10 protein-coding genes are annotated in these 10,018 nt (G+C 61.1%); 5 read left to right on the plus strand and 5 right to left on the minus strand.

Annotated features, from left to right (window positions below; all coding sequences use genetic code 11):
• The 3 genes from VGY55_15190 to VGY55_15200 form a co-directional block, all read right to left on the minus strand.
• The coding region (locus VGY55_15190; GenBank protein HEV2971318.1) for a DEAD/DEAH box helicase at positions 1-1,153 on the minus strand (1,153 nt) is incomplete at its 3' end.
• Positions 1,154-1,522: 369 nt separating this feature from the next.
• A complete protein-coding gene (locus tag VGY55_15195; GenBank protein ID HEV2971319.1) occupies positions 1,523-1,663 on the minus strand; it encodes a hypothetical protein in 141 nt (46 codons plus the stop codon).
• Positions 1,664-1,795: 132 nt separating this feature from the next.
• Positions 1,796-3,001 carry an inositol-3-phosphate synthase gene (locus VGY55_15200; GenBank protein ID HEV2971320.1) on the minus strand — a complete coding sequence of 402 codons (1,206 nt, stop codon included), beginning with the start codon at positions 2,999-3,001 and terminating at the stop codon, positions 1,796-1,798.
• An 84-nt stretch (positions 3,002-3,085) separates the two neighbouring features.
• On the opposite strand from VGY55_15200, the gene VGY55_15205 reads away from it, so the two are divergent.
• Positions 3,086-4,285 (plus strand): pyridoxal phosphate-dependent aminotransferase, encoded by a 1,200-nt coding sequence (locus tag VGY55_15205; protein HEV2971321.1) that lies wholly within the window; start codon positions 3,086-3,088, stop codon positions 4,283-4,285.
• Between the two features lie 120 nt (positions 4,286-4,405).
• Here VGY55_15205 and VGY55_15210 read toward each other — a convergent pair whose 3' ends face one another.
• Positions 4,406-4,624 (minus strand): winged helix-turn-helix domain-containing protein, encoded by a 219-nt coding sequence (locus VGY55_15210; GenBank protein ID HEV2971322.1) that lies wholly within the window; start codon positions 4,622-4,624, stop codon positions 4,406-4,408.
• 366 nt (positions 4,625-4,990) lie between these two features.
• On the opposite strand from VGY55_15210, the gene VGY55_15215 reads away from it, so the two are divergent.
• The 4 genes from VGY55_15215 to VGY55_15230 all read left to right on the plus strand — a co-directional run bounded on the left by VGY55_15215 (position 4,991) and on the right by VGY55_15230 (position 9,052).
• Positions 4,991-6,172, plus strand: coding sequence for an ABC transporter permease (locus tag VGY55_15215; protein ID HEV2971323.1), 1,182 nt, complete (start codon positions 4,991-4,993; stop codon positions 6,170-6,172).
• Positions 6,165-6,890 (plus strand): ABC transporter ATP-binding protein, encoded by a 726-nt coding sequence (locus tag VGY55_15220; protein HEV2971324.1) that lies wholly within the window; start codon positions 6,165-6,167, stop codon positions 6,888-6,890. The genes VGY55_15215 and VGY55_15220 overlap by 8 nt, the downstream gene beginning before the upstream one ends.
• A 3-nt stretch (positions 6,891-6,893) precedes the next feature.
• On the plus strand, positions 6,894-8,036 hold the full coding sequence (locus VGY55_15225) for an ABC transporter permease (protein ID HEV2971325.1): 1,143 nt from the start codon (positions 6,894-6,896) through the stop codon (positions 8,034-8,036).
• A 353-nt stretch (positions 8,037-8,389) separates the two neighbouring features.
• Positions 8,390-9,052, plus strand: coding sequence for a PEP-CTERM sorting domain-containing protein (locus tag VGY55_15230; GenBank protein ID HEV2971326.1), 663 nt, complete (start codon positions 8,390-8,392; stop codon positions 9,050-9,052).
• Between the two features lie 416 nt (positions 9,053-9,468).
• Here VGY55_15230 and VGY55_15235 read toward each other — a convergent pair whose 3' ends face one another.
• Entirely contained in the window at positions 9,469-9,876 is a 408-nt protein-coding gene (locus VGY55_15235) for a DUF2182 domain-containing protein (protein ID HEV2971327.1), read from the minus strand.
• Between the last annotated feature and the right edge of the window lie 142 nt (positions 9,877-10,018).

The following is a 10,018-nucleotide window of genomic DNA, read 5'->3' on the forward strand; positions in this document are numbered from 1 at the left end:
CGTCCCGTTCCAGCAACTTGCCGATGCGGACTTCGATCCGCGTCAGTTCTTGCCCCTCTTCGGGCGTGACAAACGTGTAGGCCACGCCTTCACGGCCCATGCGGCCTGTGCGGCCGACGCGATGCACGTAGTCGTCGCAAAAGGCCGGGACGTCGTAGTTGATGATATGCGAGATGCCGGTCACGTCGATCCCGCGGCCGACCACGTCGGTGGCGACGAGGTAGCGAATCTTCCCCTCGCGAAACCCGGCCATCACGCGGTCGCGAACGTTCTGGGCCAGATCGCCATGGATGCAGGCGACCCCTTTCAGTTTTTTCTCCAGCCGATGGTTCACCTTGTCGGTGCCGCGCTTCGTGCGGCAGAAGATGATCGCCTGCCGCGGCTCCTCACGCATTAGCAGCCGCTCGAGCAATTCGTATTTTCGTTCCGGATCGACCGTGAAATAAAACTGCTCGATTGTATCGACGGAAATGTCTTTCGGCGAGAAGTTGAGCATCTCCGGATCGCGCATGTACCGCTGGGCGAGCCGCTCCACCGGCGGCGGCATCGTAGCGCTCAGGAGCAGCGTCTGCCGCGAAGCGGGGCACTTCCGCAGAATTCGTTCGATGTCCGGACGAAAGCCGATATCGAGCATTCGGTCGGCCTCGTCGAGCACGATGAACTTCAGGTCGCGGAGATCGAGCGTGCCGCGCCCCATGTGATCGAGCACGCGCCCGGGTGTGCCGATCGCGATGTCCACGCCACGCTGCAGCTTTTCGATCTGCCCGCGGAGCGGCTTGCCGCCGTAGAGCGGAACAATGTGCAACCGTCGGCCGTGCGAGAGCTTCACCGCTTCATCGCGGACCTGGACGGCCAACTCGCGCGTCGGCACGAGCACCAGCGCTCGCGGGCCGGAAACTTTATGCCCGGGCCCCCGAGGATGTTCGTCAAGCCGTTCGAGGATCGGAATGACAAATGCGGCCGTCTTGCCGGTTCCGGTACGGGCTTGCCCCAGCACGTCCACTCCCGCCAGCGCTCTCGGGATCAGCCCGGCTTGGACCGGCGTCGGCGTCAGATACTCGACCTTCGCCAGCGCGCCGAGCATCACCGGCGACAGAGAAAGATTGTCAAAACCGACGGTCGATTCTTCAGTTTGTTGGTCTAGATCAGGCACGAATCCCAATTTCCCGAAAGCAATGGTTTCGCATAACTCTATCGTACAAAGCGAGTTTCGTCAACCCGGCGGAGGGATCGGAACTCGGATCGTTGGAGTTCAGCCTTTAGGCTGCCGGGCGCAGGCTAACGCCTGAACTCCAACGATCAACCAGAGGTCAATCGTTAGCCGGTTCGCTTGCGATCCGGAGTGTTTGGGCCATCCCGTCGCAAGCGACGGGGCTAACGCAGCCGAGCCCGCACTCGACGACTGTAGGAGCGCATGCTTGGCAGGGCGCGCAATAAATCAGGCCGGCTCGCCACGCAGCGAGCCGGCCTTTCTCGTCGTATCAGCGGGCCGCCGCGGAGCGAGTCCGCGGCCGAGCACGATCTACTTCTTCTTGCGGGCAGCCTTCTTGTGCGAACGCGCCGGCTTTTTGGCCGGGGCCTTCTTCAAGGATCGCTTGGCTCTCTTCGTAGCCTTCTTCGGCGATCGAGCGGTCTTCTTGGCGGCCTTCTTTTTCGTTGCCATTTCCTTGGCTCCTCGAATCGAGCGCTCCTGGCGTATGCGACACTCTTCCCCTCGGGCGCTCTGGCAGGGGAAGCCGCAGGAAAACCTTTAGCAGTCAACCGCGCGCATTGAACCAAGTTTCACTCGAACGCGTCAAGACGAGTTTGCATTCGCCCATGCTTCGAGCATCTCGAATTGCAAACCGAAATCATGTTCGGTCGTGCCTAGCGGGCTCTTGAAGAACGCGGCGAGGAAGCTGAGGACTCCCACGTCGCCGCGGCGCCATGCGCGCTCGGTGAAGCGCACCAGATCCAGCACCAACGGCGCCGCCAAAAGTGAATCGCATCCTTGCCAGATGAATTGGAACGTCATCGGGGTGCCGAGGAAGCCGCGGAAGTGAACGTGGTCCCAGGCCGTCTTCCAATCGCCGAGGCTCTTGATGTATTCGATCGAGACCAGCGTCTGCGGGGGATAGCCGAGAATCTCGCCGAGCAGACGATCCTTACTGACCATTTTGCTTTTCTTGTTCACGGGGTCGTCGAGCACCTTGCCGTCCATGTTGCCGAATATGTTATGCCCGACCCAGCTCATCACCTCCAGGTTCCGTTTGGCGAACATCGGAGCGAGCACGCTTTTAAGCAGCGTTTCACCCGTCTTGCCGTCGTAGCCCATGTGTCGCGTGCCGCGCTCGATGGCCAATTCGCCGATGGCCGGCGGCGTTGCGCCCACCGAAGGCGTGAAGTTCACGTACGAGCAGCCCAGGTCGAGCGCCGCGATCGCATAGAGCGAACTGGCGGCCAAGGGGCAGCGCTGCGGCTTGTCGAGCAGCTTGTTCAACTCGGCCCACCGCTGTGGGAGTTCGGCCGGATCGAGCGGCGGCTCCGTCGAGGCGACGTTTACCACGATCAAATGGGCCAGCTTGTTCGCCTTGCGGAACGACTCCAAATCGTCCTTGATCCGCTCGATCGCGCCGCGCGGCGACTCGCGCCGCGCGGCGGCCGAACCTTCGGCAAATTTCGCGATCGTCGGGCCGACATTGAGGATCGTGCCAGGCCGGATGCTCTTTTCGATCTTGTCCAACTCGGATTTGCACTGGCGGAGAACGTCGGCATCGATCGCACGGCTCTCCGTGTGCATCCGATTCGCTTCGTCGAACAAGCGGCCGGGACGGATGTCGTGCCCGCCGACCACCAGATCCTTCCAATCGACCAGGTCGAGCGCTTGGAAACGCGGAAGGGCGGAAACGAGGCCGGCGTTGCCGATAAGCCCTTTCTTGAGCGCGGTCAGGCCGGTAAGCGTGGTCGTGGCGACGCCTCCCTTCGCGCCGATCAACCAGAGTCCGATGCGAGCATGCGCCATGTTGGCCCTTGGAAGCGAACCCGACACAAACTATTATTGTCGGACGAACAAGGTGAAGCGTCAAGCGTTCCATTGGATCCCTCCATGCCACTCAACATCTCCCGCATCGTTCAATCCCTGGAACCCTCTGCCACGCTTGCAATGGCCGCCAAGGCGAAGGAACTCGCGCGCTCCGGCAAGACGGTTTACGACTTCAGTGTCGGCGAGCCGGATTTCACCACCCCAGCGCATATTTGCAACGCAGCGGTCGCGGCGATGGAAGCCGGGCACACACACTATACCGTGGCCAGCGGCATCCCCGAACTAAAGCAAGCGGTGGCCAAGAGCTACCGCCAGCGGCACGGTCTGCAATACGCGCCGGAGCAAGTGGTCGTTTCGAATGGCGCGAAGCACTCGCTGCACAACGTGTTCACCGTGCTGTGCAATCCGGGAGACGAGGTGATCATCCCCGCGCCGTATTGGGTCAGCTATGCGGAATTGGTCAAGCTGACCGGGGCCACGCCGGTGATCGTCGAGACGCGCGAAGCTGAAGATTTCAAGCTCTCGCCCGCCGCATTGCGGGCCGCGATCACACCGCGGACGGCAATTCTGCTGCTCTGCTCGCCGAGCAACCCGACCGGCAGCCTTTACTCGCCGGAAGAGTTGGCGGCACTGGCGGATGTGGTTTTGGAGAAGAACCTGCTCGTGGTGAGCGACGAGATTTACGAGCGCTTGATCTACGGCGGGCGGCGTTTCGCCAGTTTTCCGACGCTGCGCCCAGGCTTGCAGGAGCGGACGATCGTCGTCAGCGGCGTAAGCAAGTCGTATGCGATGACCGGCTGGCGGATCGGTTGGACGCTATCGCCGGCGAACGTCGCCAAAGCCATGGCCGATCTGCAAAGCCAGGAGACGTCGAATCCTTGCAGCATCAGCCAATATGCCGCGGTGGCGGCACTCGAAGGGCCGCAGGAGTGCGTCGATGAGATGCTCGGCGAATTCGCGCAACGCCGCGACTTCGTGCAGAAGCGGATCGCCACCATTCCGCGGCTGAGCTGCCCGGAGATGGGAGGCGCCTTTTATGCCTTCGTCAACATCCGGGCCCATCTCGGCCGACGATACGGCAGCGCTCAAGTAGACAACTCGGCCCAATGGTGCCTGACGCTACTGGAGCAGCAGAATGTGGCCACAGTCATGGGCTCGGCCTTCGGCGCCGAGGGCTACGTCCGCATCTCGTTCGCCACAAGCATGGAGACGCTCAAGACGGGCTTCGACCGGATCGAAGCGTTCGTGCGCAGCGCGTCGTGAGCGAGGAGTCGTGGCCGACGCTGCCAGCGTCGGAGGTTGGGCATGGAATTCAGTTGGCGCATGGCCACTCAGAGCAGTGGCCATGGCACCCGTCAAATCGGCTTTGGTCTCCAAAGGCGTTCACCGCAGCGAGACCACTCGCATCCGCCCGTTTTCCTCGATGTTGATCTTGTCTTCCCGTGCCAGCCAGCCCAGGGCTTGCATGATCGTGTCGCGCGGGGCGTCCATTTCTTTGACGAGCTTGGCGATCGTCATCGAACCGCGGGATTCCAAAACGCGCCAAATCTCGCCAGCCGTCTCACCGATCTGGGAAATCAACGTCGCCATGTCAGTCGCCATGGAATTGACCTCCTCATGTCAAACGATTCGTCCCTGGGCGGCGCCGCGAGCCAAGATGCTTGCCACCAGTCGATGCGAACCGGCGCACCACGGGCAGTTTGGGTAGCTGCCGGGATTATACCGCCTCCACGGTCCCACTCAAGTGGCCTTTGAACCTTCACATAACCGCCGAGGACCGTCGCCATTTTGTGCCATCCACGATCTCCGCGAGGGTCGGCGGAGCAGTTCTGGGGACTGTCCCATTCTCTCAGGCAGTTTTGTGGCAAATTGTTAACCTCTAGACACAAGCTGTCATCAGTAGCTAAGTTAGTGCTACGCTAGGCGGCGGCGGAGCCGCTGAATTTCACAGTCGCACGTCGGTCTGGAATGCAATTCTTCAGCTTTATCGCCAAGAATGTGTTGCGGCGCAAGGTCCGCTCGCTGCTGACGGGGGTCGGGGTCGCGGTGGCGATTGCGGCGGTCGTGGCCTTGCTGGGGGTCGCCCGCGGGTTTGAAGATTCGTCGCGGCAAATGCTCTCCGGCCGCGGCGTGGATATTGTCGTCGTCCGGGCCGGACTCGGTCAGGAAGACACCGCTCGATTGTTTGAAAACATCGGCGAGCAAATCGCGCAACTGCCAGAAGTGGAAAGGGTTGCGCCTGTACTGACCGACCATGCCGGCTTGCAGGGTGCGAGCCTACCGGTCCCGATCATCGGATATCCAGCCGACAGCTTCGCCTTCGATCAACTCGTCGTGCCGCCCAATAACGGCCGCAAGCTCACGGCTAAAGACCATAATGGAGTGATGCTCGGGGCCATATTGGCCCGGAACCTCGGCAAGAAGCCCGGAGAGCAGGTGACAATCGACGAGCGCAAGTTCACCGTCGCCGGGGTCTTCCAAGGTTCAACCATGATCGAGAACGGCGAAGCGGTGGCGCTCTTGCCCGACCTGCAAACGCTCATGGATCGATATGCCACCGACGACGCCGGGAATCGGGTCGGCCAGGTCACGCAATTCCAGGTCGTGCTCAAGCCGGGTCTGAAAACCGACGAGGCGGCGGTCGAGAAAGTGCGCGGCGAGATCAAGAACCTCCATAGTCCGAAGGGCCAACCCTATGGCTTGGCGGCCCAAACTTCTGAACAGTATGTGAACAATTCGAACGAAGTCCGGCTCTCGCAGGCGATGGCTTGGATGACATCGGCCATTGCCCTGATTATCGGAGCGGTCGGCATGCTCAACACCATGATCATGTCGGTGCTTGAGCGAACGCAGGAGATCGGCATCTTGCGGGCGATCGGCTGGCGCAAGATTCGCGTCATGCGGATGATTCTGTGGGAATCGTTTACTTTGAGCCTGGCGGGCGCGGCGGCCGGCACGTTGGCCGCGCTGGTCTTGACGCGATTCGTGAGCCGACTTCCGGCCTCCAATGGCCTGGTCGAGCCGAATATCTCGCCGACGGTGATCGGCATCGGATTCTTGTTGGCGCTTTTGGTCGGATTGGTCGGCGGCGCGTACCCGGCCATCCGCGGAGCGAGCTTACCGCCGACGGAGGCGTTGCGCTATGAATGACTCTTATTACGATCCCTCGGCCCCGTGCCTGGTGCGCGTCGATCGAGTGAGCCGCACGTATCCCGATGGCAGCGTGACGGCGCTAGCGGATGTGTCGCTGGAGATTCGTCGCGGCGAGTATGTGGCCATCATGGGCCCGAGCGGGAGCGGCAAATCGACGCTGCTCAATTTGCTCGGCACCCTCGACCGGCCGACGACCGGCGAAATCTATTTTGAGGACCAGCCGCTTTCTTCGCTGCGCGATCTGGATCGATTCCGTTCGCGGAAGATCGGTTTCGTCTTTCAATCCTTCTACCTATTGCCGACGCTCACGGCAGTCGAAAACGTGCAGATCCCGATGTTTGAAGGACCGCTCGGTGCATCCGCTCGCGCGAAGCGAGCGGGCGAATTGCTCGAGTCGGTCGGCATGAGCCATCGCGCGAAACATCTGCCGATGCAGCTTTCCGTCGGCGAGAGGCAACGCGTGGCGATCGCTCGCGCCCTGGCCAACGAGCCGCAGGTGCTGCTGGCGGACGAGCCGACGGGCAACCTCGATTCGCGCTCGGGCAACGGAGTGCTCGATCTGTTCGATCAACTGCATCGCGAGCGCGGCATGACGCACGTCGTCATCACGCATAGTCTCGAGGTCGCCGAGCGGGCCGAGCGGATCGTTTGGATTCGCGACGGCCGAGTGGTCGAACAACCTGCCGACACGACCCATTATCGCGAGCACCTCTAGCTCATGCAGTTTTTTGCATTTATCTGGCGCAATTTGCTCCGCCGGCCGGTCCGCAGTGGGCTGACGATTGTCGGCCTGGCGGTCGCCGTTGCCGCCGTGGTGGCTTTGGTGGGCATTTCCGATGGGTTCTCGCGGCAGTTCCAAGAGCTGTACGACCGTCGCGGAGTCGATCTGGTCGTTCAGAAAGTCGGCAGCAGCGCCGAATTGAACAACGGCGTGCCGGAAGAAATGGGCGATCGCATTAAAAAGTTGATGCCGGGTGCCACCGTCATGGGCGGGCTGATGGATGTCGTGTCGTTTCCCGATCACGACCTGATGGCCGTGATCATCAACGGCTGGCCCGCCGACTCCCCGCTTTTCCTCGACCGCAAGCTGATCTCGGGCCGCTTTCCCAAGGAAAGCGATTACCACAAGGCCATCATCGGCACGGTGCTGGCCGCGAACCTCGGTAAGAAGGTGGGCGACACGATCCGCGTCTACGACACGGATGTCGAGGTGATCGGCACTTTCGAGAGCGCGAGCGTTTTCGAGAGCGGTTCGATTGCGACGTTGCTCAAAGACATGCAGGAATTCATGAACCGGCCCCATCAGGTGACCGGCTTCATCGTCCGCACCGATATCCCCAAAGACGTGCCCGACCGTGAAGCCAAAATCGCCGCGTTCGGCAAGCGAATCGAGGAGACGCTCGACGATGGGATCGCCGCAATGCCCTCCGGCGCGTTCATCCAGAACGTCGGGCTAATCAAGCTTGCGAAGGCCGTGGCCTGGGTGACATCGGCGATCGCGCTGGCGGTCGGCGCGATCGGCATGCTCAACACGATGGTCATGTCGGTCTACGAGCGCATCCGCGAGATCGGCACCCTGCGAGCGGTCGGCTGGCGCAAGATGCGCGTGATGTGGATGATCCTCTGCGAATCGATCTTGCTGAGTCTCGGCGGGGCGGTGATCGGCTCGATCGCCGCGATTGGGCTGACTCGCTTCTTGAGCAAGATGCCGATGACCTCGGAACTGATCGAGGGAAAAATCGCCCCGGTCATCTTCGCCGAAGGCTTCCTGCTGGCCCTGCTGGTCGGCCTCCTCGGCGCCCTCTACCCGGCCTACTGGGGCGCGAACCTGCGGCCGATCGAAGCCCTGCGGCGGAAGTAGGAGCATGTCAGGTGGCGACCAGCTTCCCGGCGCGCCCCCCGGCCAGGTGCTGTCCACGCCGGCTTTTTCGAGTGTCAAGAGAAAAGCTCCTTTTTGTAGACACGGGCTTACCGCGAAATTACTATAGGTTGATCGTGGGGTGGTGGGATTCGGAGCGTCCCGATTTCCAGATGGGACCGCATTGAGCGACGGCGTTTCATTGCCTGTTGGCCTATCGGGCGCCCCGGCTGAAATCAATTCAACTTCATTATCGTATGTGAGGCAGATCGCTTATGAGATGGCTCCCTATTTGTTCATGCGTGCTGGCGTCCGTCGTTTGTCTTGCATCATCCAATCGAACCGTTGCCGCACCCTTGAGCACGCTGGCTCCGAACGGCAATCTCCTCTCGCCGGCAGACACATTTGCCAGCGACCCCGTGTCAGGTTCCTTTACCGTCGCTCAGGCGCTCGATGGCAAGGTGACCTCGCAGGGTCCTCCGCAGGCCGACAACGGCCTGATCTTCTCCGGTTCAGAGACGTTCAATGCGGGGGCCGGTAATAATCCGCAACGGTTCGCGATTACTGGATTCAACAGTCCGATCGGCCAAATCTGGCTGTATGTGATTACCACGGATACGCTTCGCATGCCGTCGACGAACGACGGCGAGCAGATCTTGATCAAGAGTTCGACGACTTCGACCACGTCGCTGAACGCGGGGGATTACGCTACGACTTTGCTCCCGCTTACGGGCTTTCCGACATCGGCGTTTTCGAATACGCCGGCTGTGGTCGATCCGGTCAACGATCCGGCGCGAAGCGACTCCAAGTACCTCGTCATTCCCGTCAACGCTCCGGCCGGCACGAAGAGTCTGTTCTTTGATTTTGACGGGGACGGCAACGGCGTGCGCATTCAGGAAGTCCAGGCCTTTGCTCCGGTGCCCGAACCAGGTTCGGTCGTGCTGATGCTGATCGGCGGCTTTGCGCTCTGCGCCGCTAATCGTGCGAGGCGAATGAAACGCGGCGACGGGCCCGCCTGACCGACCCGCTCCGCAGGGCATTCGCTGTCGAGTTCGGCGAGCGGACCAGCGTTATCAAGCCGCGTCGCACAACGGCGAGCTAATACGGCTCGATACTGTCACGGGAGAGTGCTTCCACGTGAGCGTCCGGCGGTTGCTCGGCTGGATGCGGGTCGGTACGATCTGAGCATCGAATACACGACTTTCGACTCGGACGCATCCGAAGTTCTGCGTCTCAAATCCGCGCCGACGCGAATCACTTCCGGGACAACCTCGCTAGCGATCGTGAACGAGCCGCCGGCAGAGGGATACGCTGTGAAGCCGTTGCCCGGCGGAAATGTGGTCGTGCGCATTCACCACCGAAATGCGCGGACCATCAAGTTGACGCTGGCGGAGTAGCCGCCGCGGCGCAGTTGGAGGTCCAATCGGCGATCTCATCAGCGCGGCTCGAACAAAACAAGCCTGCTGATCAGAATCAGCCCCACGATCATGGCGATGATGCCCGAGAGTCGAACGACTAGTTCGGGCTTTGGCATCAATTTCTCCATCGCGATCACGGCCGTCACCAATACGATAGCAGCCGGGTTCATCATTCCCAGAGCCAGCAGGATTAGCGTCGGGCCGGAGCAGCAGGTAACACAGGAGATTCCGGAACGAATGCCCACTCGCCACGCCGACCATGCGCCCCTACGCGATAACGAAACGCCACAGGCGAGCGACCCGCGGCATTCACGCAGGCCGAATTTCGTCCAGGGCATGAATTGCATGCAGCCCGCTATAAAAACTGTTGCGGCGATAATGAATGGCATGGATCGGCTGAATGTTGCCCATCGCATTGCGGCAATCGCTAACCCGGATTATTCATGGCTTGCGGAACAAAGCGGCCTCCGGCTGCGTTTAAGAAGTTGATTCACAACGACTTCGTTCGACGCAGGGAGGCCAGTCATGAGTTTACAGTCTGTCTTGTGTTTTGAATATGACTTTTTG

Source organism: Pirellulales bacterium, assembly GCA_035939775.1.
In the GTDB taxonomy this organism is placed as follows: Bacteria; Planctomycetota; Planctomycetia; order Pirellulales; family DATAWG01; genus DASZFO01.